The sequence below is a fragment of the Nitrosomonas sp. genome (assembly GCA_016703745.1).
Taxonomy (GTDB): Bacteria; Pseudomonadota; Gammaproteobacteria; order Burkholderiales; family Nitrosomonadaceae; genus Nitrosomonas.
The window spans coordinates 179,802-204,705 of record JADJBK010000006.1 but is presented as its reverse complement, the minus strand read 5'-3'; the positions used below and the strand labels follow the sequence as shown (position 1 = coordinate 204,705).

The following is a 24,904-nucleotide window of genomic DNA, read 5'->3' as shown; positions in this document are numbered from 1 at the left end:
GGTAGTAAGTTTGCAAGCCAAGGCTTCGGCTGTTCTGATTGCATTGAACAGGCTGCGGACACTGTCAAGGTACTGCGCAGCGCCCAGTGGGTGAGCAATTTTCCCAATATAGTGCTTTCCTGTTCCGGGCTCATGCGGCCATCGGCACGAGCTTGACCGATCACGGCAAAAGCCAGCACTGGTGATGCCCGATACATTCTCACTGGTTCCTGCCGCCACGCCTGAAAAAGTGCCTGAAGCTGTCGCGGCTGGCGGTTTTGCACCTGCAAGGCTTCAGCCAGGCTGTGCCCGCGCAGGCTTTCTGGCCGATGATTAATCAGCAGCGCCACGAAGCCGGGCAAAGTCGCCTGCAGCGACTGATAATCCTGCTGTTGCGCCGCATCCAATCCATCCAGCGGGTAGTACGATTCCCAGAGTCGCGCCAAACGTTGCCACTGTGGATGCGGATAAAGCGCCTGACCAATCGCACAACTCAGCTTGACCCGTATCCACGGCGCAGGATGCGGATCATCCCGATTCAAGCGGAATACAAAAGCGCGCGGCAAGCTGACCACGCCCATCAATCCGAGCGTTGCGGCAATACCAATGCGAGCAACAGACCAGAAATCGGCGATGATTTCTGAAATCCACCGTTCCCACAACAACCAAGTGGTGCTATAGGCTCCACTACCCCGTTGCATACCTTGCAAAACAGGCCGCAAGGAATTGACCAGGTTAAGCAATGCGGCAGACTGATGTCCTATCTCATGAATCAAAGAGGAAGCGATACCACTGCCCACCATGCGTTCCCGTGGAATACGAATCACCGCTACCGGATTCTCACCGCCACCCGGCAATCGTGTTCTTGCACGACGAATTGCTGCGCCAACACCTCGATCGAGATAGCAGATGACCGGCGGTACCTCGTAGTAATGCCCCGGAATAGTGAGCGCATCAGCCGAGACGACCTCAAGACCGGAAAGCCAAACGCCAATCTCATTCTCGCTGCGCTGCGTGAGTGCATCGTTGAATAAATCAAATTGTGTCAGCACCGCATTGAATCGCAACCGCAACAGAGAAAACAGCCGTTGCGCATGGGCAGGATTTGCCCTCCGGCCAAACGGCCCGCGCAACCAGGCGATGTAACGTTGGATCAAACTTCTGAGTTCCCGCCGTCCCTGCATTAGATAACGTTCGATGCCAGTTTGCGTTGCCGGTAATAACGATGCCGCTGGCAGCATGGTTTCATGCAAGGCGAATGGCTTGACACGTTTCAACCTGGTCAGCAAAGCGCGAGCTTCTTGCTCGAGCATCCATGCGGCGTAAGAAGCGGCGGCCATGATAGGTTAAACTCCAAACAATATGATTTTGTTACCGCGCCGCATCCAGCGGCCGCTTACGGCACCCCGCCCACAGGAAGGACACGCGCCGCCTGAAGCTCCGGGAGTTACAACAGGAGCGCCGCGAACCAAGCCCGGTGCAAGTTGACGGGCTGCTGCCGCAACTGCTGATTGCGCGACTGCTCTCGGGTTAGCCGCCTGTGAGGTTAATGCTGCGTTTTTTGCGGCTGTTCCTGCAAACTGGACAAAGCTTTTGGCAGCTTCGTATTCCTGATCTTCATGGCTTAATCCTTCCAGCTCCAGGCCAAAAATGCGTCCTGCGGTGGAGGCTGCTTGGCTGCCGATTTTGGCACCGCCCGCACCGCCGAAATAACTGCCAATAGCACTACCCACCGCAGGCAATGCTTGCTTGGCTGCACCTTTCAACAGACCGCCAAGTTGCTGACCTACCGGAGATTTAATAAATTTCCCAGCCACTTGTCCCGCTCTTTTAATGAGATTTCCCAGAAACCGATCCAACTCCGCTTCGTTACTGACACTCAGAAGTTCTGCCGCGAGTTCCATCGCTTCCGCCTCGCTAAAAGCACCGGTTTCACCGTATTCTCCATACTCTCCATATTCTCCGTATTCGTCATATTCGTATTGCTCCTGTTCGTAGTTTTCCAGCTCGGCGTTACTTTCCAGTTGTGTGCGATCAATATCGTGCATGTTCATTCTCCTCACAAATATGTTTATGAAACTGCTTAGCAATTCACAATGATGATGTTGCGACCACGCCGGAACCATCGGCCTCCACGCCCTTTACCAGGCACGGCTGATGGCATGGTTGATGTCGATCCCGAGCCTGTTAAATTGGGCGCGTAGACCTGTGCGGCCTTGTTAGCGGCCATTTGCGCAGCGCTGCGAGGATTAGCAACAGGCGGTGCTGATACGGCATTCTTCACGGTATTTGCGGCAAAACGCACAAATTGTTTTCCACCTTCAAATTCTCGATCTTCCTGACTTAGTGCCTCGAGTTCGAGTCCAAGCGCGCTTCCTGCTGCGGAAGCCAACCCGCTGCCAATCTTGGCACCAAGAGGACCGCCAAAATAAGCTCCCAGTGCACCACCGGCAATCGGTAAAGCTTTTTTTGCAACGCCCTTGAGCACACCACCCACCGCCTGACCAATGGGAGATTTCACTACTTTTCCTAGAGCGCTACCTGCTTTCTTGATCAGTTTCCCAAGAAAACGATCAAGCTCTGCTTCGTTAGTAACTTCCAGAAGTTCGGCGGCAAATTCCATCACTTCTCCTTCGTTAAATACTTCCCCCCATTCCGCTTCACCATACTCAAATTGCTCGCCTTCATACTGTTCACCTTCATATTGTTCGGCTTCAAAATCACTCATTTCAGGATTGAATCCAAAAGTATTTTCACTCTGATACATGGTGTAGTCCTCCACTAATTTTTTATTCAAGTGCTTACATTAAATAGCGCTGTGCGCTCCTTTCAGGTCAATCGGTTTAACTTTGATCTCCCTTATCTTGATATATGCAAGTCACATGCCAAAAAAATTAATGTTGCAATATATTCCTTAGAAATTAATTAATATACTGAAAACAAATACGAAAAAATAATTGAACAAAAGAAATGAATAAGATGAGAGAGTAAGTTCAACGAAATTTACTTCGTTAAGTGTGGTCCACGCCGACTTGCACGCGAAAAAGATTTCGGCTCTATGGTAGTCCACTGTGATGCAGGGCAGATTCAAGAACCAACTACAGAATTTAATCTTTAATAAACATTATGATATGCGCTACTTAGTACTTGAAATAACACCTATTCCGTGAATGCTTATTAGTAGAAATCCAGTGTTAGCTTGTATTGATCCATACGCTTTACTATGGCAAGATGCGGTGCTATGGTTAATGACTAGCACCCGCCTAAAAACCCGCTCTCTATTTAAAAGGCTATGTCATCGTTAATTGTTGGTCACTGCAAATAAACACTATTTATCATTTATAAACAAGTCGTTAGCCAAAAAACCAATAATTGATATTTTTCTTTAAATTCACTGGGTTACATGGCAACCACTAACTAACGATGACATAGCCATTTAAAAAGACAACAAGTTACCTCCAGTTATGGTAAGGAGGCTTGTGGAGATTCGGAGCTAAACCGACCTCATCTACAGAGGCTGGCCTACTAAATTATAAGGCTCCAGATTATCAGTGACAATCTGGAGCCTTATAGATATGTAATCAAATTCCAGGACAACAAACGCGATTTCTTCCTGACCGATCCTGCAAGCCATAACATAGGCAGGATCATCAATGGCAGCGTCCAGGGCTCTGAAACGACACCGACTGTTACTGCGTCGGCAGTCAATTGGAAGGACATATTGTCAGGTGTGATCATGCTTAATACCCAGTTTGTAGCCCAGCCAGCCCCAGATTGCGGATAATCCCGCGCCTGTCAGACCGATTCCCAGCAGACCAAGCAGGCTCAGTGGAGCGAACAGCCAGCTGCTGAGCGCGTCACCACCACGAAAAATAACGGTATCAATAAAATGCTTGCCTTTATACTTGGTTTCCACATCCACTGAGGTAAACAGCGCCTCACGACCAGGCCGGATGATGGCGTATTCTCCTACTCGGCGAATCACCATTGCGGCAATAAGCATAGCAGGCGTTGGCATGAGGCCAAATGCTATGAACGCCAGCACCATCAACAACGGAACCAGCGCCAGGGTTTTACCGACACCAAGAAATTGCATCAAACGGCTGGTCACAAAGAGTTGCGTCAAAATGGATAATACGTTCACAGCCAGATCTATTAATGCGAAAACCTGTGTCTGGCTTTCCCTGTCCTGAAAATATTGCTCAATAAATGCAGCTTGCTGCAAATACAAAAATGTACCAATGGTGCTGGCCAGCAGAATAAATATGGCGATTCCTTGTAAATAGCGCGATTGCATCAGTAATGTCATGCCGGAGAACCAGCTGCCACCCATCTTCTGATCGGGCAATACCTGATTGTGTTGCAAATTACTCCCATGATTTGAATGAAACATCAGTCGATCACTATGCCAGCGTAGGAGCAAACGGATGCAGATCACGGCAACCGAAAGTAAGGCAGCGCTAAACAGCAATAAATTATGCGCACTCAAATACGTAACCAATAGCGCAGTTATTGCCGGGCCAGCAATCGCACCAGCACTGCCACCCGCCGCGATGACGGCAAACAGCCGATGCGACTGCTCCTTGTCGAACAGATCCGCCATCAAGCTCCAGAATACCGATACAACGAAGAGATTGAATACGCTGAGCCACACAAAAAAGGTGCGTGCAAGCCAAACATTGTTAGGGTCCCAGGAGAATCCCTTATAGAACAAAAGAATATTGATGATAAAAAAGGTATAAACCCACGGTAAAAAAATACCGCGGGCAAAACGACTACATATCCAGCCATACACCGGCACTACCAACAACATTGCGATGAATGTTGCGGTAAACAGCCATGGCAGATGGCTGACTCCCCCTGCCAGCCCCATTGCATCGCGCATCGGCCGCAGCATGTAATAACTGGACAGCAGACTGAAAAAATAAATAAAAGACAGCAGTACCGCATAAATTTCGGCTTTTCCGATCTGTAGCAGTCGCTCGGTCCAATAATTGCCCTCCGTCTGCTGAATGGGACTGACAATATCTTCTGACTGGCTTTTCACGGACATCAGTCCCGTTGCGGCGCCTGATAGAAAACGTCCCAGTCAATCACCGGGTTGCTATCAGGCAGACTGACGATCTCGAAAGTTTTGTTGTAAGCAGAAGGACGTTTCAAGGCTGCCACACAAACCCGCGCAACATCCTCGCGGGGAATCATCGCGCGGGCATAAGTTCCTTGAGTTACCCGGATGCCGGTTTTACCGCCAACATCATCGGACAAGCCACCGGGACGCACAATCGTGTAGGAAATGCCACTTGCTCTCAACACTTCTTCTGCTTTTTCTTTCCAACGCAGGATGGGGCGAACCTCCCCTCCTGTTTTATATACTGATGCGCTAAGGAACCTCTGAAAAACAAACATTCTGAACGGCAGTCACTCAAAAACTAGCCACTATTTTCAAATAGTGACGCTGATTTTTATGAAAACAGCTATTTCTCTCTGGAAACAAGTCCATTTACTGGCTTGTTTTCAAATTTCAGACGCAACAAGGCGTCGACGTTCATAGGCGTCACCACGGATGACGTTGGCAATGGCTGTCAGGAAGGTCAAACGGGCCGCATTTTTGGCCAGGCCGCGATAGCGATTTTTAGCATACCCAAAGCGGATTTTGATATCCCGAAACACGTGTTCGACTTTGGCGCGGCGTTTCGCCAGCTCACGGGCGGCACCGCGCAGTAGTTGAGCCGCCCCGGAATCGTCTTTCGTGAGCCTGGCCAGTTTGCCCGGACGCATCGCGATCACGCAGGCTGGAGGGCTTTCCGCCGGCATCTCCGGGCGTTTATCCAGCCCCTGATATCCGGCATCGCCATGAACAAACTGTTCCTCGCCATGCAGCAGGGCGGCGGCTTCGGCAACGTCGCTGACATGCCCCGAGGTTACTTTGAGCGTATGCACCAACCCGGTTTCATGATCGACGCCGATATGAAACTTGCTGCCGAAAAACCATTGATTGCCCTTTTTGCTGGAATGCATTTCTGGATCACGCGACCGGCTCTTATTTTTGGTTGAAGTCGGCGCGGCAATCAGGCTGGCATCGACGATGGTGCCGGCTTTCAAGAACAACCCACGCTCACCCAGCGTTTGGTTGATGACCTGGAAGATCTGATCCATTAACCCGTGTTTTTCCAGTAAATGCCGAAATTGCAAAATGGTGCTTTCATCCGGCACGGCTTCCAGACGAATGCCGCAAAAACGGCGCAGTGATTCAATCTCATACAGCGCATCTTCCATGCCCGGATCGGAATAGTTGTAGATAATTTGCGCAACATGCGCGCGCAGCATCAATTCCAAGGCAAATGGTTTGCGGCCACGCCCATTGCCTGGCGCATAGTGTGGTTCAATAACATCAATCATAGCCTGCCAAGGCAATAATCCATCAAGTTGATCGAGAAACTTCTCGCGGCGCGTGACTTTGCCCTTATTGGCGTATTCGGCATCAGCAAAACTCATCTGTTGGTAAGGTTTCATGAATAGCTTCTCGAAAAAGTTTGATGCAGAATTATATTACTTGCGGGGAATTAATCAGAGGTTCCCTAAGACCGGCTGTTGAAACTATGATGATCTGCTTCACGCTCTGCTGTTTTGCCGCGTTCACCAGGTGTTGCGTCCCTTGGTAATCAACAAATTGTCCACTGTTGGGATCGGCATCATCCTGGGTGCGCGCACCAATGGCTGAAAAGACATAATCTATGCCGCGCATGGCATTTTCCACCGATGTGGCGTCACGTATATCACCTTTGAATAATTCAGCGCGATCACCAAACAGCGATCTTGCCTTGTCTTCATCACGCACGAACACACGAACATGGTATCCCTGATCAAGTAGTTTTCTGACGATATGCTGCCCAGTACCACCCGTTGCCCCGGCTACCAGTACGCGTTCGTTTTCTGCCGCATTCGTCACGGCTGTCGCTATTGACGTGCCTGTGACCACTATCGCTATGATCATGTTTTTCATGTGATTTAGTTTTCAAGGGTTGTAAAAATATTTTTTTCAGCAGTTAAACGCCAATTCACCAATAAAGGCTCTGCCCGCATGAGGTTCGCCTGATAGCTGCGTTCATTAGTGATGTTACATTGCAAAACTGACACGTAATCCCCTCATAGACGATCTTGTAAAGCATTACAAAGCGCGGGACACACGATGCTGATCGATCTTTGTTTTGACAATTCTGGCGAAGAAGTGCCCATGAGGCAGTGGCGTGCTACCCACCGTTAAAATGGTGGGTAGCACTTTGCCTTGCAGCGAGGAGGAGAGTAAATAAAAGTTAAGAAGATGCAGTCAAACCAGGTGTGAAACTAGTTCAGGCGGGAAACAGCTAACTTCAATCGTTCAAATTTTTTGGCGCGGCGTTTGTTCAGCCAGACAATCACTCCGGTAATTAACATAATGAGTGGTGCAAACCCTACGATTAATACAAGAATCTGCCCGGGTTGACCAAGAATTTCGCCGTTGTGCAAAGGAAGCTGCAGATTGATGAAAGTATCACCGGCGGCAAGCTTGTGTGGATCACGCACTTCAATAATGTCACCACTATATTGGTCTACCCAGACCAGCGTCTTGCCGTTTGAGGTGAACTCGGTTGGCTGGCGTGCTGTCACCATGTAAACACCATTTACATCTGCTGGCAGGAACAGGCGTTGCGGCGTGATCTCTTCAGCAAAATGGGTAGTTATTTTTGCTAACGCTTGCTCAGGTGTCAGCGGTGCAGTGTTATCCATCACCTGGGATTTGAGATCACGGGGTATCTCAGTCAAGGGCGAGAAATAACCGATCATTGGTTTGAACACTTGGGGAAGATTAAAATATACGCCGGATAGCGCGACTGCAAACATTACGACCGCAGTATAAATACCCGTGGTTTTATGCAGATCGAAGTTGAAGCGGTGTGAGCTGGCATTGCGTTTTATAACAAATGCTTGCCGAATTTTGGTGAATTTTGGCCACCACAGATAAATTCCGGTTACGGTCAAAAACAAGGTCAACAGGGCGGTAATTCCCATAACCAGTTTTCCGGTATCTCCCGCCAGCAGCTTGTAGTGAAGCTGAAGGATCACGGTCATCAGTGCATCATCCCGGTCGCGATGCCCCAGTATTTCTCCGGTATATGGGTTCACCATCACCTCATAAAAATGATGGTTATGGCCTTTGTGCTCTGGATCCGGATGTTTGATCTGGTAACGCACCATCAAAACATCATCTTTTTCCCGTGGCAGATAGAGATGGTGCGGCGGATCTTTGATTGGCGATACCTGATTCGCTGCTTCGATCACGCTGAGGAACGACTGGTATTCTCCCTGAACCTCAACCTGCATCATGTCTGCATTCAGCCATTTGTCAATCGCGTGCTTGTAGACCAGGAGACTTCCCGTTACACCAGCCAGCGCGAGCAACACACCTAGCCATAGCGCGATGTACAAATGAATTTTCAGCAACACCGTGCGCAGAGTGGTCTTTTTTATGGCTGCGACCCATTTGCCGGATAACGATCCGGTTCCGCCTGGCACCGGAAGCATCCCAGCTGTTTTTGACGAGGATAAAGGATCTATTGTTGACATATGCCAACCTCCGCTTTCAAGTAAGAAATAAGCTATTCAATTTTCTTATGACTTCGCTTCAATCAGCACCCGGTTAAAATCGTAAATGAGCTTCTGATTGAGGATAATTGTAGGGGAAAAAAAAGATGTGTCAATGCGACAAATTGTCGCACCTATATGTTTTTATGGGAATTATTGGGAGAATCAAGAGAGGATTGGGGGTGTTTAATTATCCCATCTGCCCCATGTATTAGACGACAATTAACCTGTCCGGTCAGGCGACAATTATCTTGACCGGTTGAGTGAAAGTATCAGTATGAGTTCTTTTCTATATAAGGAGAAAGAACTTGCCTGGAAAACATATCACTCATCAACAGGAAGCTATTTATATGAAGAATCGTCAGATAGGGCATGGTCAGGGGACAGCGGCTGCGAAAGCGGGGGTAAGTATCCGCAGTGGCCGCAGGATTGAGAAGGGTGTGCGGGTGGAGAAGTCGCAACGGCAATGGCGCACGCGCCAGGATCCTTTGAGCTGGTTTGGGAGACTGAATTGGTTCCATTGCTGCACGGGGAACCTGAACTGACCGGGACTACGCTTTGGGAGTACCTGGATGATCGATATCCCGGCCAATACCCGGAGAAATTGCTCAGAAGCTTGCAGCGCCGTGTAAAACACTGGCGGGCAACGCAAGGTCCCGGTAAGGCGGTCATGTTTTGCCAGTCGGTACCTGCCGGGCACCAGGGGTTGTCCGATTTTACCTGGCCGCGCACGGCAATTACGATTGCAGGCAAACCATTTGATCACCTGCTGTATCAGTTTTGTCTGGCTTATAGTCATTGGCGCGCGGTTCATATCATCCGGGGCGGGGAAAGTTATAGTGCATTGGCCGATGGATTGCAGACCGCCTTGCATAAACTGGGCGGCGTGCCCAGGGAACATCGCACCGACAGCCTGAGTGCCGCATACGTCAATGCGAGCCAAAAACAAGAACTCACGCAATCTTATGCGGCGCTGTGTCAACACTACGGCATGAAGCCTACGGTCAATAACCTGGGCGTCAGTCATGAAAATGGCGCCGTAGAAAATGCCCATGGTTCGCTCAAACACCGGATTGAGCAGGCGATCAAACTGCGGGGATCGGCGGATTTCGACAGTGTGGTTGCCTACCGCCGTTTTCTTGAACGGATCGTCGATAAGCTCAATCTGCGCTGCAGGGGGCGATTGGCGGAAGAGCAATCGCATCTCCAGCCACTGCCACGCTACCGCTTCATGGACTTCAGTGAACTGACCGTCAAAGTGACCACCAGTAGCACCATAGCGGTAAAACGGGGGCTCTACAGTGTGCCATCCAGACTCATTGGCGAGAACATCCGGGTTCATCTCTATCACGATCGTCTGGAATGCTTTGTCGGCCAAACACCGGTCATTACATTACCGCGCGCGTATCCGAAAACGCCGGAAGGACGCGCCCGGCGCATCGATTACCGTCATGTGATTCATGCATTGGCGGCAAAGCCACAAGCCTTTCGCTTTTCCCGGCTGCGGGATGATCTGTTGCCAACGCCACAGTATCACCAGCTGTGGGCGCGGGTACAACAACAATTTGATCCCGGACTCGCTTGCAAATGGATGGTATCGGTGCTGCGTTTTGCCTACGACTATGATTGCGAGAGCCAGTTGGCCGCTGAATTGTTGCAACAACATCCGCTACCTGAACTGCAAACACTGCAAAAGCGATTTCTGCGGCAGCATGCGCCGCAGCCGGACATCCCAATTAAACAACACACTGCGGATACCTACGATCAACTCCTCAGCGGAAACTGGGCAACACAAGGAGGCAGCTCATGTCTGAATCGCTCCCACTGATGCTCAAGGAACTCAGACTCCCTGCCTTTGGCCAGCATTACCGGCACTTCCAGGATCAAGCCGCAGAACACGCCTGGAGCTACAGCCAATATCTCGCCGCCCTGTGCGAACAGGAAGTCGCCCAGCGCTTCCAAAGCAGAATCAGCAACTGGACGCATGAAGCCAGACTGCCGCGCGGCAAAAGCTTTGCCACTCTGGCGCTGACCGAACTGCCTCAAGCCGCTCAGAAAAAAATCATTACGCTGCGCGACAATACCTACTGGGCGAGCCAGGCAGACAATGTGTTGCTGATCGGCCCATCCGGTGTCGGCAAATCACATGTGGCGGCAGCATTGGGGTTGCATTTGATTGAACAAGGCATTCGCGTCAAATGGATATCAGCTACCGCACTGGTTCAACTCCTGCAGCAAGCCAGGAAAGAACTGGACTTGATGTCCGCCATGACGCGGCTGGATAAATACCGTGTACTGATCGTTGATGATATCGGCTATGTCAAAAAGACCGATTCGGAAACACAGGTATTGTTTGACTTCATTGCCCATCGCTATGAAAGCGGAAGTCTCATCATTACTTCAAACCAGCCTTTTAGCCAGTGGGATCAAATCTTCCCTGACACCATGATGACTGTTGCCGCCATCGACCGGATCATCCATCACGCAACCATCATCGAAATCGACAGTGAAAGTTATAGGAGGAAAAACCAGAAAAAATCATGAAGTAGCTAATAAACTCAACCGGCCATCATAATTGTCGTCAAAGCGGCCAAGATAATTGACGCGAGATACCCATGTGTCCGGATGGCTGTGCTGCCAAGATAACCATGGCCAGCGATAACGGCAGGTGTCAAGATACTTTTCGCCTAAACACATCATTTAAGCAACTTTTTCCTGGCGGTTTCCGGCGATTGCTCATTACCGGGGTTGAGCTTTACTATAGGAACCTCTGAAAAAAAACGTTCCGAACGGCAGTCACTCAAAAACTGGCCACTATTTCAAATAGTGATGCTGATTTTTATGAAAACAGCCGTTTCTCTCTGGAAACAAGCCCATTTACTGGTTTGTTTTCAAATTTCAGACGCAAATTGGTAAGGTTTCATGAATGGCTTCTCGGAAAAGTTTGATGCAGAATTATATTGCTTGCGGGGGATTAATCAGGGGTTCCTTAAGACAATAAGACTCCTGGGTTAGGGCTGCGCGTCACCGCTGCAGGCTGATTTATCCGATTTGGTGAGTTATTTTTTTCATGTGATTACGGTGACACTCACTGAGCATCGTACTTTTAGGTTTCAGGCAGCAGCCAATTCGCTGGCAATCATTTCAGCCTGCTTCAATACCATTTCAGTCGCGATCAATTGCATATCGGGCGGATAACCGAATTGCCGCAGTGTGCGTTTTACGATCACTTTCAGCTTGGCTTTCACACTTTCCTTGATCGTCCAATCTATCGAAGCATTTTGACGGACCCGCTGGGTCAGTACGATTGCCAGTTCACGTAACTTGTCATTTTGCATCAGTTGCCGTGCACTGTCGTTGCTGGCCACAGCAGTGTAAAAGGCATATTCAAAAGTTGATAAATGAAGCTTCTCGGCCTCTTGATCGGACGCCACGATTTCCTTGCTGATTTTGATCAACTCATCAATCACTTCAGCAGCGGTCAGAATCTTGTTGTGATATTTCTTGATGGCATTTTCCAGCATTTCCATCAAAGATAGGCTTTGCATCAAATTTGTCTTGGCGCGCACTTTCAGTTCATCGTTAATCAGTTTCTTCAATACTTCCAGAGCCACATTCTTGTGCTGGTAGTCTTTGAGTTCCGCCAGGAAGTCATCGGAAAGAATTGAAATATTGGGTTTCTTGATACCGGCTGCGTCGAATACATCAATCACTTGCTCCGATACCAAAGCCCGGTCAATGACCTGCCGGATGGTGGTTTCAATGTCCTCATTGGTTTTGCCACCACCTGTGCTGTCGAATTTGGACAGGCGTGCTTTGACAGCCTGAAAGAATGCCACTTCGTCTTTCGCATCCAGGGCTTGTTCATGCGGAATGGCAATGGCAAAAGCCTGAGAGAGTGCAGTTATTTCATTGATGTAGCGTTTCTTGCCATCTTCCAATCCGAGAATATGGTCTTCAGCCGCCAGAATAAGCGCCAGTTTCCTCGAAGTATCTGCCGCAAAATAATCTTCATAGGCGAAGCCGTGATACATGGCGGAAACGACTTCTAGTTTCTCTAGCATTAACGCGACGGCTTGTTCCTGCATTAAAGTCGGATCACCTTTTCCACCCGCATCAGAATAGAACGATAAGGCTTCTTTCAAATCCGAAGCAATGCCAAGATAATCCACCACCAACCCACCGGGTTTATCGTGGTATACCCGGTTGACCCGTGCAATGGCTTGCATCAGGTTGTGGCCTTTCATGGGTTTGTCGATATACAGCGTATGCATACTCGGTGCATCAAATCCGGTCAGCCACATGTCACGCACGATCACCAGTTTCAGCGCATCGCTGTCATCCTTCATACGTTCAGCCAGTAGCTTACGTTGCTGCTTGGTAGTATGGTGTTTTGCCATGACCGGACCATCGGAGGAAGCCGCTGTCATCACCACCTTGATCACGCCCTTGTTTAAATCCTCTGAATGCCAAGCCGGTCGCAGTTTGACGATTTCACCGTAAAGATCAGCGGCAATACGGCGCGACATGCACACAATCATGCCCTTACCGGCAAAGACTTCCTGGCGTGCTTCAAAATGACTGACGATATCCTGCGCAATGTTCTGGATGCGGCGCTCACTGCCAATCAGCGCTTCCATCTGTGTCCATTTGGATTTGGCTTTCTGCGAATCGGTCAACTCATCCTGATTCAGTTCGTCATCCAGTTCCTTGATCAGTTGCCTGCCTTCCTCACTCAACGCGACTTTTGCCAACCGGCTCTCATAGTAGATGCGCACCGTGGCGCCATCCTCCACAGCCTGTGCAATATCGTAAATATCCACATAGTTGCCAAACACGGCGGGTGTGTTCACATCCGTGCTTTCAATCGGCGTACCGGTAAAACCCAGATAAGTGGCATTGGGTAGCGCATCGCGCAGGTACTTGGCAAAACCGTACACCACTTTCTTGCCGATCACTTCACCCTGCGCATCTTTATCATCGATGGTTTTAGCACTAAAGCCATATTGCGTACGATGCGCTTCATCGGCGATCACCACAATGTTGCGGCGGTCAGAAAGCTCTTCATATACATTGCCTTCTTCCGGCTGGAATTTCTGGATCGTGGTAAAGATCACGCCACCGGATGCCACACGTAACAATTCTTTTAATTGCTGACGATTCTCGACTTGCCTGGGTTCCTGTCGCAACAACTGTTTACAGGCTGCAAAAGTATCGAACAATTGATCATCCAGATCGTTGCGGTCAGTAATCACCAGTATCGTCGGGTTATTCAATGCCAATACGACCTTGCCGGTATAAAACACCATCGACAGCGATTTACCGCTGCCCTGGGTGTGCCAAACGACACCGGCCTTTTTATCGCCTCGGGGTTGTTGCGCCACATTGGGCAAACCATAGCTGGCCGGGCTTTGCATGATTCTGGAATCAAGGCTAATGTCTGCTGCACGCAAGGTTGAAGCCACCGCTGCATTCACTGCGTAATACTGATGATAGGCGGCAATCTTCTTGACTGTGCTGATGCTGATCACGCCAGTCTGTGGATCTTCTTTCCTGGATTGCTCAAACACCACAAAATGCCGCACCAGATCGAGCAAGGTTTTTTTGTTCAGCATTCCTTTAATCAAGGTTTCCAGCTGGCTGACCAGATGGGAGGCTTCTACCTTGCCGTCGGCGGTTTTCCAGGTCATGAAGCGACTGATACCTGCTGACAGTGAACCGGCTTTGGCTTCCAGTCCATCCGAGATCACCAGCAAGGCGTTGTAGGTAAATAAACTGGGAATGCTCTGTTTGTAGGTTTCCAGTTGCTTGAATGCGGATTTAATCGTGGTGTTTTCATCGGTGGCATTTTTGAGTTCAATCACGACCAGCGGGATGCCATTCACAAACACCACCAGATCGGGGCGTTTATTCTGGTTGTTTTCAATAACGGTAAACTGACTGGCCACGACAAATTCGTTATTGCCGGGGTTTTCAAAATCAATCAGCCAAACGATATCACCGCGCTCATTGCCAGCTTGCTGGTAACTGACCTTTACGCCTTCGGTGAGCAAGCGGTGAAAAGTTTCGTTGTTGCTGAGTAATTCCGGGGAATGGATGCGTTCGACTTCTTTCAGGGCGGTTTGTAATACCGTGACCGTCATACCAGGGTTGATGCGCTCGAGGGCTTTTTGTAACCGGCTGGTGAGCAATACTTCGTCGTAGCGGGTGCGTTCGGGATGGTCACCGTCGGGAGCAATGTCTGGGGCGTGGATATGACTATAACCGAGCTGCTCAAACAGTTTGATGGCTAGCTCTTCAATCGCTGATTCGGTGAGCTTAGTCATTTTGAACAGATGCCGCCAAATTAAGACGGTTAGCGGCTGCCAGGAGCCGCTTATCCTGCGTCCACAGCCGGGTATTGCCGGATAACTGCGTTGAAGCTAATAAATGGGCATCGATTAAGCCAATACCCAAACCAAACAGCGAATGTTTTTCGATGAAATAATTTACTTCATCGGTAAAAGCAACGGGAGCCTGGGGCAGATTATCCAGCGCGGTCAGAATTTCTTTACGTTGGTGCAAATTGCCCAACGCCAGTTCACCACGCACAAAAGGATGACCCAATACATTATTTTCAGTCAGCAGGCGGACTAAATGCGGATCGTTATTGCGCAGATGATTAATCCAGACCGAGGTATCGACCAGAATCATTCAGGCATTGATTCGCTGGTTTGCCGGCGTGGGATAGCGTTCAATTGCGGCTCAGAGCCGCCCAAATTGGCCAGCCTTTTGGCACTTTCTCGCTCGATTAGGGCTTTTAATGCTTCTTTGACCAGTGCGGACTTCTCCTGCACATGGGTCAAGGCCTGTGCTTTTTTCAGTAATTCGTCATCTAATACGATGGTGGTTCTCATGGCTTTCCTCCAGATACGTCATCGAATGATGCGCTTTATTATGCATGGAGGCAAGTAGAAGAAAAGCGCCTGTGTTTCCCGGCATGGCCCATTCTTGCTTCGATGCCGTATATCGTGAGCTTAGACATAATAAGTGTCCGTATCCCAGCACCGGGGATTAGTTTGAATATATTCCGCAATTTTCAGGTAAGCATCCTCGTCGCGGATAATGTGCTCGTAATAATTGCGCTGCCAGAAACGTTGGCCGGATGTACCCGATATTGCATTAAGCCGTTTGGTCACCGACGATTTAACCCCCCGCACAACATCCCCCACCGTAGAGGCGCGTTGCACCGTTGATGTGGGTAGTACCGCAGGGGCGCGTTGCACCGTTGATGTGGGTGGTACCGTAGGGGCGCGTTGCACGCGCCCTGGTTGTTCATCCGAGTCCGCGCATTCAGGGTGCATGCCATGGGGCCGCGTGCAATTGGGGCGGATGCAATCCGCCCCTACGAGTTGGATGATACCGTGGATGTGATTGGGCATGATGACAAATTCGTGCAATACGACATGGGAACGGATACGTTCTGTTTTGCGCCATTCTTCATCTGCGACAATCCCCGATTCATTGAATTGCATCTCACCATCAACAATGTTTCCAAACAATGGCACCCGATTATGCGTGCAGATGGTAATGAAATACAATCCGGCCTGTGAATAATCATATCCTTGCAATCGAATCGATTTGCGGCGATGGATGGTTGGATTGTAGGTCATTGTATTCGAATGATTGTAGGAGGTAGGGGAGAATAATCATTTTCCCCTACGGATTATTGCCATTGATCAAATTGATGATGACTTTCACCATCGTGTCTTTTTCCTCGGGTTTGCTTTCGGCAATCAGCAACGTAAAAGCAACCAGGGCATTATCGGCGATGCGCTTTTCTCCGTCTGTATTAAGGAGATAATCATGCCGCGCCAGAAACCAGACAAACAGCGCGGCGGCAATACGTTTGTTGCCATCGGAAAAGGAATGATTCTTGACGATAAAATACAACAAATTGGCCGCTTTCTCTTCAATACTGGGGTAAAGCTCCTTGCCGCCGAACGTCTGGTAAATGGTTTGCAGCGAACTTTTGAAGGAATCATCTTTCTCGTTGCCAAACAGTCCACCTAACTTTTCCCACGCGCGCCAAAGCTGAATTTGCTGGATCGCTTCATCATACGAAATTCTGCATTGTCCGGCTTGCTGGATGCCAGTCACCTGTAAACGCTGATGATCGTAATCGTCCAGCACCGTCAATGCGTGGCTGTATTTCTCCAGGATCGACAAGATACCTTGCGATTCGGAAGCGGTTAAGTCTTTCTGCTGGAACAAGCGTGAAGACAAGGCAATCGCTTGTTTTAAATCCGCGAGTTTTTGCTGTTGCGTCTGGAGTTTTTGTTCATTCAACGCATACCCTTGCACCAGGTAGTGCTTGAGAATGTTGCTGGCCCAGATACGGAATTGCGTGCCTTTTTTGGAATTGACGCGATAACCGACGGAAATGATCATATCCAGATTGTAATGTTCAATCTCGCGGTTTACCTTGCGTTCGCCTTCCTGTTGAACTATCCGGAATTTCCGGATAGTTGCCTCAGCGGCAAGCTCTTGCTCAGCCAAAACATTGTGGATGTGTTCATTGATGGTGCGCACATCCTTATCAAACAAAGCCGACAGTTGGCGCTGAGTCAGCCAAACCGTGTCTTGATCCAGAGTAACCTCAAGCTGCACGCGGCCATCGGCGGATTGATAAATAGTAATCTGGTCTCGCGTATTCATACGGTTACGCGTACTTCGCCGCTCATTAGTTTGGGGAGCAGGGTGTCACGGAGGGTTTCGAGGGTATGGATTTGAGCACAATTCTCTATGACTTTGTCATTTATCGGCTTTGCTTCTTTCTCAAACTCCACAATTAGCTCAGATGAAGGAATAATTGTCTCAAGTGCATCAAAATCTGATTTACTAATCGAACCAAAAACAGTTCCCTCATCATTGAACTTCTTTATCTCTTCCATGAGAGAACGCAATTTGAAATAAGTATAGGTATAGTAGTTGTTGTTATTTTTATAGCGGAATGCAGCAACGCCACGCCCAATGCAGCATTCCTTACGAGCCATATTTTGGGCACCAACTGGCACACGCACACTGATTAAAGTATCAAATCTTTGTGCAAATCTTGTCGGTTCCGTTGTATAGACACGCTCTTTTGGAAATCGAAACTCAAAATCAGCATTACCCTGAAACATTGGCACACCAATACCATCTTCATTGAAAGAAATACCCAATGGAGATTGCCCCATGGTGAAATCAAGTTCATCACCCAACTTTCCGACTTCCCAGTCCTCCCCAACCTCCTCCACAAACCACTGCCTAAACAGCGTTTCAGCCATGGCTTCGAGGGTTTTATTCTGGCGGTGCAGCAGGTCGATTTTGTCGTCAAGGCTGCTGAGGACAGAGGCGATGGCTTTTTGTTCTGATAGCTCAGGATATGAGACGGGAAGACTTTTCAATATTTCCGTATTGATAGATGGCATGGTTGCACCCACGGCAATACTTAATACATAGTCTCTAAATGGTTTCTGCTGAAAGAAATAGCTTAGGAATCGCGCATCTACTTTCTCATCAGGTCTTACACGTAACATTCTCGAGGAAAACATCCACCCTTGCTGATGTGGTTTGACAAATGCACTTAAATCTACGGAACCAACACGCGTAAATATAATGTCGCCTTCATTTAATAAATATTTCGAGAGCCTATTTTTATCTTCATCCGTAACACTTGGATAGCTAAAGTTATTTATCCTGAAATTACTAATGTGTTCAACTGTTACTACCGGTGTGCCGCCAGTTATATATTGTTCGTTTTTAAGCTGGCTTCCAAACGGACCGGTTTGGATTTCTGCAATTTCACCCAATTGGCATTCTCGCCACTCACTCACAGCTTCACCCGAGCCAAACTCTCAGCAATGGCCTTGTTCAACACCGACTCTTCCTGCAACTGCGCCTCGAATTCCGCCTTCAACGCGGTAAAACGCTCGGGGAAATTAAAATCATCTTCTTCATCCGGCAGCCCCACATAACGCCCCGGCGTCAGCACATAGTCCAGTTCAGCCACACGCGAAATGGGTATCGACGCGCAAAACCCCCGCACATCCTCGTAGGGGCGGATTGCATCCGCCCTCGTTGCTCCCGTTTCATCCGCCACATCATCAGGGCGCATGCCATGCGCCCCTACGGATGGGGGTGGATCGTTGGTGCGCCAGGCGTGATAGGTGCTGGCAATTTTGTGGATGTCGTCATGCGACAATTCGCGCGTGCGGCGATTGATCAAATGGCCGAGGTTGCGCGCGTCGATGAACAGAATCTCGTTTTTGCGCGGATGCCCGTTGTTGCGTGCGCGATTCATGAACCACAATCCCGTCGGAATTTGCGTATTCAAGAACAATTTGGCGGGCAGGTTGACGATGCAGTCGATCAGGTTGCCTTCTGCAATCAGGGCTTTGCGGATGTCGCCTTCGCCGGAGGTTTTGGAAGTCAGTGCGCCTTTGGCCAATACCACCCCGGCAATACCGGTGGGCGACAGGTGATAAATAAAATGCTGCAACCACGCAAAGTTAGCATTACCCGATGGTGGTGCGCCATATTGCCAGCGCGCATCACCACGCAATTGTTCACCGCTCCAATCACTGACATTGAACGGTGGATTGGCGATGATGAAATCGGCTTTCAGGTCTTTGTGCGCATCGTTCAGGAACGAGCCTTCGGTATTCCATTTCACTTGCGAGCTGTCGATGCCGCGAATGGCCAGGTTCATTTTGGCCAGGCGCCAGGTGGTCTGGTTGCTTTCCTGGCCATAGATGGAAATATCGTTAATACGGCCTTGGTGTTCCTCGACAAACTTTTCTGATTGCACAAACATGCCGCCAGAACCACAACAGGGATCAAACACGCGGCCTTTGTAGGGTTCCAGCATATTCACCAGCAATTCGACAATGCTGCGCGGGGTATAAAACTGGCCGCCTTGCTTGCCTTCCGCCAGCGCGAATTCACCGAGGAAGTATTCAAACACATGCCCCAGTACATCGGCACTGCGGGCTTTGGCATCGCCAAGTGCAATGTTACCGATCAGATCAATCAATTCGCCCAGTGAGGTAGGGTCAAGGTTCTGTCGTGCATAGACTTTAGGCAGCACACCTTTGAGCGATGGGTTTTCTTTCTCAATGGCATCCATAGCGGCATCCACATGGGTTCCAATATCAGGTTGCTTGGCTTGCGCCACCAAATGCGACCAGCGCGATTCAGCAGGCACGAAGAACACGTTCTCTGCCTTGTATTCATCCTTATCTTCCGGGTCGGCTCCAGCAAAATCACCTTCACCGGCCTTGAGTTGGGCGTAGTGTTCCTCAAAAGCATCGGAGATGTATTTCAGGAAGATCAGTCCCAGTACTACGTGCTTGTATTCGGCGGCGTCGATATTCTTGCGTAACTTATCAGCTGCTTTCCACAGTTGCTTTTCCAATGGCTCTTCTTTGGCTTCTTTTGTTTTGGCCATGGTTATTTATTCTTTCCTTTTGGCATTGGGATAAATAGCAAGACGTTTCGATTGGATTGTAACTATAAAATAAGACAATAGCTTAAAAACAATCACTAAAATATCGAAAGTATATCCAGCGTCAAACGTAAAAGAATTGTAACTTGTCAGCCATAATCGTCCATGTGCGGCGATATTCAATATCAAGATTCAAGATCAAAGGATAAGCGTCACCACGGATGATGACAGCAGCGTATTGTTTTAATTCGAGCGTCTGCAGCAGAGGTAAAGTAAATCGTGATAGTTTGTTGGTAACGATTCCCCAGGGAATCAATTCACTTTCAGAAACGAACAGCCATGCCGCCATAGAAAAAACGTGCCCCCGGATCCAAAGCCCGGGAAATTCCTGAGAAACCGTCTGCAGGTTTGCGATTGGTCAGGTTGTCGATTCCCGCAAAAACATTCAGTTGGCTGGTCAGGAAATAATCCAGTTTGATATCCATATTGAAATGATCAACAAACACGTTCTGTCGCACAGCGTTCTGGCCAAAGAGATCCCACTGTGAAATCATGTTAATGTTAAATAAAAGTTTGTCCTGATAGTTAAACAGGCTTTGCACCCGCACCGTATGATCCGCAGCCCGGTTACTCAAGCGCAGTCCGGTTGCCTTGTCCCTGGTTTTAAGATATTCATAGCTGGTAAACAAGCGCCACCAGTCAAATACCTGATAATTAAGCACCACTTCTACTCCATCGATCAGCGCCTTACCTACATTGAGGGTGTCAAAGCAACTCAACGTTCGGGGCAATTCACCGGGTGTCTGCGTCCGTCCGGCGGTACACACCGGAATTCCGTTGCGAAATATCTGCCCAACCGATTGCGACAGAATCAAATCCTTATAGTTGGTACGATGATAAGTGACGTCCAGCTGACCACGCTTAAACCGGTAGGCTCCAGAAATTTCAAAGGTTTCTCCATTTTCAGCTTTTAGCTGAGGATTACCAAAAATAAGCGAAGTGGAAATGAAGCCAGGGCGGCTCGCAGTACGCTCAATCGTTATGAACTGACTGGTAAAGCTTGGCGCAGTGAATCCCTGGCCATAACTGGCTCGCAGACTAAACGCGTCGTATCCATACGTTCCGCTGACGCGCGGATTCAAACTGCCACCAAAATCGCTAAAACTATCATAACGTAACCCGCCAAGCAGGGAAAAACGTCCCCAGGCGCCACTCAGGTTGTATTCCGCCTGGGTCATCCCATGATAAACCGTACGGGTTTGCCTGCCACCGGTAAAAACATTTACATTAACGGATTCGTCACGCCCTCCCGCTCCCATCGTCCAGGTCAGGTTTTTCAAAGGAAAAAAAGTTACAAAAGCATTACCTTCCATCCGCTGGAAATTGGTGGTTTCCGGCACATTACTGCCAGACCGGACAACCGCAGTATCAGACACACCGTAGCCGAGTGAAAGGTCAATCACACGGGTTTCATTGGCATCGTTATAGTGCAGGCGTCCCTGCGATCGATCCTCTTTTTCGAATCCGCGCGTACCGCCAAAACGTATATTTTCGTCATCCTGATTGGTATGCTCCATGGCCCATGACAACCGTTTGCCGTTCTGGATCTGCCAGTCCCCGTTATAAGCCAGAAATTTCTGTGACAAATCGTTCAGATCAGTATGCGATGCCTGGCGATTGAAGCGAAAACGGTCGCGCTCACGCGCTTCAAATGAAACCCGATGGCGGGTACCGTAAAATTCTCCGCTTTCGAGAAACATACGTCCGATTATGCTGCCACGCTCCCCTTGTCCCGTGGCGCCACCCATCAAATAAGCGCCGCCACCAGAATTTTTACCTGGCTTGCGAGTAATGATATTGACTACACCTCCAATGGAATCAGCGCCGTAAAGAGCCGACATGGGGCCACGTATAATTTCGATGCGTTCTATGTTCTCCACAGATAGTCCAATCAGATCGGAATTCCCGAATTTTCCGGTGCGACGCAGCCCATCGACCAGTAACAACGTCTGGCCTTCGGCCGATCCTCGCACGGTAAAACCAGAGGTGGAACCACGATCACGCATGTCGACACCGACAGCATATTGCAACAATTGCGGAACCGATCGCAGCGATAGCGCATTGATTCGTTCCCGGTCGATCACTTCAATGCTGGCCTGGACATCTTGAATGTTCTGTTCGATGCCAGGCGTGACGGACGAAACAGTAATTTCCTGCAAACGCGTCATATTCTGTACAACTGCAATCGGCAAATTTTCGGAGGTGTCCTGCGCCAGTGTCAGTGAAGATACGCAGCCGCCCAGCCACAACAAACAAAGATTTTTTTGATTTTGCACGGTATTTTCTCTTTATTTTGCCAGCGGTTCCGGATCTGCCTCCAGCGTGGCAAATACCTGCATCCAAGCCGGCTGTTGCTTGTCATTTCCATTGAGGATCTCAAAAGTCTTGCGATAGGTAGCAGGGTTGAATAAAGCCTGAACTGCGGTCAGCGCAACATCGGCGCGATTGATGGTGCCGCGGCCAAGGTTGTCGCCCTGGCCAAAGCGAATGCCATTGCTACCGCCCGGCTCATCCTTCAACCCGCCCGGACGTATGATGGTGTAGGCAAGACCACTGCGGCGCAGCACATTTTCTCCAAGAAGCTTCCATAAAAGAATGTCGTTGAAGCGCTGGTTCAGCATGTGATCGATCTGGGTGACGCCCATCGAGGAAATCAGGACAATATGCGCCACGCCAGCTTCTTTGGCTGCTTCAACCAGATTTCTGACCCCACCATAATCCACATATTCCGGACCATTCGGTCCAAACCAGTCACCGCCAGAACCAATCGCGATGATCAATCCACTGATATTCTGCAGCGCCGGTTTCAGCGTATCGGTGCGCTTGACGTCCACCACCCTGGTCTCAGTATCTTTACCCAGCAATTCCTTGGCCTTGTGACTGTCGCGCACCAGCGCGCGCACATGATAACGTTCGTCCTGTTCAAGCAGCCTGGTGACCAAAACCCCGGTACGGCCGGTCGCGCCGGCGACCGCAACCAGCTGAGTGGATTCCGAATACACGGTCAGTGGTGACAGCACAAGAATACCGAACACTGCCGCGCAACGGATCCAAGTCATGTTGATAGCTATTTTCATTATTTTCTCCTGCGATCAGAATTTCAAAACAACTTGTGCTACATAGTTGCGGCCAGGGTTGGGCGAGAACTGAAAGTATTGTTCATTCAGCAGATTGTTAGCAGAAAAGCTGAATTCGGTCATCCTGGTAGGTGCATAGATGATTTTGGTATCCAGCAGCCAGAACGACTGAAAACCACCATAGACATCGTGGATCACATCCAGGTTTTCGGCCGTGTCGAACGACTTGCCGACGTGGCGCCCGGTCAGGCTGCCTGCCCATTGATGCCAATTGGCCTCTATCCCAGCGGTAAACAGGTGTTTCGGGCTGTTAGGCAGACGTTTGCCTTCCGTTGCCGGGTTGTTGACATCCTTGAGTGTCTTGGCCACAGGGGTCCAGGTGTAATTCGAATGCAGACGCAACCAGTCAGTGATACGCTGATTCAAGGACAACTCAACGCCACGTGTAATGCCAGATGCCGAGTTCACGCGGATTGATTCGCGTGCAGTCGTAGTAAAGGCCAGAATTCGCGAAGTGATGACGTCGAATAAACGGTTTTCAAAGAATGTCGTTTTGAATTGTGTGCCGCTTGCGGCCAGCGTTTGATCCCAACCAACTTCCCATGAAAGTGCCGTCTCCGGTTTCAGGTTGGGGTTGGAAAGATTGAGGTTGATTCCGCGTCGTGAATCCACAAACAGGTCTTGCAAGGTAGGCGGACGAAATGCGCGGCCGGCGGAACCACGAAATACACCACCCTCCCACGGTGCCTGGTAAACAAGCGACAATTTGGGGCTGACTTCTACCACTGATTGCCTGGCGGTTGGCTTGACGACACCGTTAGCAAAATCGGTGCTGTTACCTTCCGCCGTCCACCAGTCCAATCGGGTGCCAAGGTACGCCGTAAGACGATCCGTCAGGAATATCTCATCCTGAGCAAAAAATGATGTGGTCGTCGTTTCCGCGTCGGCTTTCAGATTGAGACCCGTGCGCGAATGCAGATCACGCCAGTTGGCCAGCGAATAGTCGCGCCGCTTGAGTGTGCCATGCTCGACCTGGAATCCGGTGGTAAAAAAATGCTTGTCCCAAAGCCGAAAGGTAAACAGCCCCTGACCATTGATCAGCTCTTGCGGTGCATGCACTGAACTGCCAGGCCCTCCATCGAAACGCGATTGTGGGCCCACAGAAGTAAACCAGAAATTGCGCAGCAGATGACCAAAACTCAGCGAGAAACGGGAATGTTGAGACAGATCATGCTCGAAATCGAGAAAAGTGCGCAGATCATCTTCATGGGATTTTGCATTCAAAAACAAATTCGGGGTTATCGGATTGAGTATCGTGCCATTAACATTGACAATGCCGCTGGTGACGACATTGCCAGCCGAATCCCGCAAAAAACTGGTTGGGCCTTGTGTCCCCACATCCGAGAACAAGTAGCGAGCACCACCTGACAGCCGCGTCGCGGAACTGAAATCATAATGGGCCTTGAACTGACCAACATGATATTCCCATGGCGCCTTGCCATTGTCTCCCACTTGAAAAGTAGACGTGCCGCGTGATGTCCGAGTGGGAATTGCGCCCGAGACAGGTGTGCCTGCTGCGCCTGTCTGGTTACGTGCCGGATCACTGAATCCCCAGATATCGCGGAACCCACCACTGGTCTCAAAACGATAACCCATGCTGATTGAATCGCCCCGGTTTTTCCGGAGACTATTTACCTTG

20 protein-coding genes and 2 pseudogenes are annotated in these 24,904 nt (G+C 49.5%); 2 read left to right on the top strand and 20 right to left on the bottom strand.

Going from position 1 to position 24,904, the window contains the following annotated elements; genetic code table 11:
* Positions 1 to 44: 44 nt before the first annotated feature.
* From IPG31_02050 to IPG31_02015, 8 genes and pseudogenes are all read right to left on the bottom strand, one after another.
* Positions 45 to 1,319 (bottom strand): annotated as a pseudogene (locus IPG31_02050) (hypothetical protein).
* Between the two features lie 6 nt (positions 1,320 to 1,325).
* Positions 1,326 to 2,027 (bottom strand): hypothetical protein, encoded by a 702-nt coding sequence (locus tag IPG31_02045; GenBank protein MBK6617178.1) that lies wholly within the window; start codon positions 2,025 to 2,027, stop codon positions 1,326 to 1,328.
* Between the two features lie 35 nt (positions 2,028 to 2,062).
* Positions 2,063 to 2,776 carry a hypothetical protein gene (locus IPG31_02040; protein MBK6617177.1) on the bottom strand — a complete coding sequence of 238 codons (714 nt, stop codon included), beginning with the start codon at positions 2,774 to 2,776 and terminating at the stop codon, positions 2,063 to 2,065.
* 927 nt (positions 2,777 to 3,703) lie between these two features.
* Complete coding sequence (locus tag IPG31_02035) at positions 3,704 to 5,032, bottom strand: MFS transporter (protein MBK6617176.1); 1,329 nt, start codon at positions 5,030 to 5,032, stop codon at positions 3,704 to 3,706.
* Positions 5,032 to 5,385, bottom strand: a complete 354-nt coding sequence (locus IPG31_02030; GenBank protein ID MBK6617175.1) for an NAD(P)H-binding protein — start codon at positions 5,383 to 5,385, stop codon at positions 5,032 to 5,034. Before IPG31_02030 ends, IPG31_02035 begins: the two co-directional genes overlap by 1 nt.
* 108 nt (positions 5,386 to 5,493) lie before the next feature.
* Positions 5,494 to 6,474: an IS5 family transposase gene (locus IPG31_02025; GenBank protein ID MBK6617174.1), complete on the bottom strand. Its 981-nt coding sequence runs from the start codon at positions 6,472 to 6,474 to the stop codon at positions 5,494 to 5,496.
* Between the two features lie 49 nt (positions 6,475 to 6,523).
* The gene (locus IPG31_02020) at positions 6,524 to 6,982 is read right to left on the bottom strand and encodes an SDR family NAD(P)-dependent oxidoreductase (protein ID MBK6617173.1); all 459 of its coding nucleotides are present in this window, start codon (positions 6,980 to 6,982) and stop codon (positions 6,524 to 6,526) included.
* A gap of 341 nt (positions 6,983 to 7,323) precedes the next feature.
* The gene (locus tag IPG31_02015) at positions 7,324 to 8,583 is read right to left on the bottom strand and encodes a PepSY domain-containing protein (GenBank protein MBK6617172.1); all 1,260 of its coding nucleotides are present in this window, start codon (positions 8,581 to 8,583) and stop codon (positions 7,324 to 7,326) included.
* A gap of 368 nt (positions 8,584 to 8,951) precedes the next feature.
* On the opposite strand from IPG31_02015, the pseudogene IPG31_02010 reads away from it, so the two are divergent.
* Positions 8,952 to 10,429 (top strand): annotated as a pseudogene (locus IPG31_02010) (IS21 family transposase).
* Complete coding sequence (locus tag IPG31_02005; GenBank protein ID MBK6617171.1) at positions 10,408 to 11,145, top strand: ATP-binding protein; 738 nt, start codon at positions 10,408 to 10,410, stop codon at positions 11,143 to 11,145. Before IPG31_02010 ends, IPG31_02005 begins: the two are co-directional and overlap by 22 nt.
* On the opposite strand, the gene IPG31_02000 is transcribed toward IPG31_02005, so the two are convergent.
* The 12 genes from IPG31_02000 to IPG31_01945 form a co-directional block, all read right to left on the bottom strand.
* Entirely contained in the window at positions 11,140 to 11,301 is a 162-nt protein-coding gene (locus tag IPG31_02000; protein MBK6617170.1) for a hypothetical protein, read from the bottom strand. The genes IPG31_02005 and IPG31_02000 overlap by 6 nt on opposite strands.
* Positions 11,302 to 11,714: 413 nt before the next feature.
* A complete protein-coding gene (locus tag IPG31_01995) occupies positions 11,715 to 14,927 on the bottom strand; it encodes a type I restriction endonuclease subunit R (GenBank protein ID MBK6617169.1) in 3,213 nt (1,070 codons plus the stop codon).
* The gene (locus IPG31_01990) at positions 14,920 to 15,294 is read right to left on the bottom strand and encodes a type II toxin-antitoxin system VapC family toxin (protein MBK6617168.1); all 375 of its coding nucleotides are present in this window, start codon (positions 15,292 to 15,294) and stop codon (positions 14,920 to 14,922) included. The genes IPG31_01995 and IPG31_01990 overlap by 8 nt, the downstream gene beginning before the upstream one ends.
* Complete coding sequence (locus IPG31_01985) at positions 15,291 to 15,497, bottom strand: type II toxin-antitoxin system VapB family antitoxin (protein ID MBK6617167.1); 207 nt, start codon at positions 15,495 to 15,497, stop codon at positions 15,291 to 15,293. Before IPG31_01985 ends, IPG31_01990 begins: the two co-directional genes overlap by 4 nt.
* A gap of 120 nt (positions 15,498 to 15,617) precedes the next feature.
* The gene (locus tag IPG31_01980) at positions 15,618 to 16,253 is read right to left on the bottom strand and encodes a hypothetical protein (GenBank protein ID MBK6617166.1); all 636 of its coding nucleotides are present in this window, start codon (positions 16,251 to 16,253) and stop codon (positions 15,618 to 15,620) included.
* A 46-nt stretch (positions 16,254 to 16,299) separates the two neighbouring features.
* Positions 16,300 to 17,298, bottom strand: coding sequence for a virulence protein RhuM/Fic/DOC family protein (locus IPG31_01975; GenBank protein ID MBK6617165.1), 999 nt, complete (start codon positions 17,296 to 17,298; stop codon positions 16,300 to 16,302).
* Entirely contained in the window at positions 17,295 to 18,458 is a 1,164-nt protein-coding gene (locus tag IPG31_01970) for a restriction endonuclease subunit S (GenBank protein ID MBK6617164.1), read from the bottom strand. The genes IPG31_01975 and IPG31_01970 overlap by 4 nt, the downstream gene beginning before the upstream one ends.
* Positions 18,455 to 20,071, bottom strand: coding sequence for an SAM-dependent DNA methyltransferase (locus tag IPG31_01965; GenBank protein MBK6617163.1), 1,617 nt, complete (start codon positions 20,069 to 20,071; stop codon positions 18,455 to 18,457). Before IPG31_01965 ends, IPG31_01970 begins: the two co-directional genes overlap by 4 nt.
* Before the next feature lie 121 nt (positions 20,072 to 20,192).
* Complete coding sequence (locus tag IPG31_01960; protein ID MBK6617162.1) at positions 20,193 to 20,417, bottom strand: hypothetical protein; 225 nt, start codon at positions 20,415 to 20,417, stop codon at positions 20,193 to 20,195.
* Positions 20,392 to 22,404: a TonB-dependent receptor gene (locus IPG31_01955; GenBank protein MBK6617161.1), complete on the bottom strand. Its 2,013-nt coding sequence runs from the start codon at positions 22,402 to 22,404 to the stop codon at positions 20,392 to 20,394. The genes IPG31_01960 and IPG31_01955 overlap by 26 nt, the downstream gene beginning before the upstream one ends.
* 12 nt (positions 22,405 to 22,416) lie before the next feature.
* The gene (locus IPG31_01950; protein MBK6617160.1) at positions 22,417 to 23,205 is read right to left on the bottom strand and encodes an SDR family oxidoreductase; all 789 of its coding nucleotides are present in this window, start codon (positions 23,203 to 23,205) and stop codon (positions 22,417 to 22,419) included.
* Positions 23,206 to 23,220: 15 nt separating this feature from the next.
* Positions 23,221 to 24,861: a TonB-dependent receptor gene (locus tag IPG31_01945; protein MBK6617159.1), complete on the bottom strand. Its 1,641-nt coding sequence runs from the start codon at positions 24,859 to 24,861 to the stop codon at positions 23,221 to 23,223.
* Between the last annotated feature and the right edge of the window lie 43 nt (positions 24,862 to 24,904).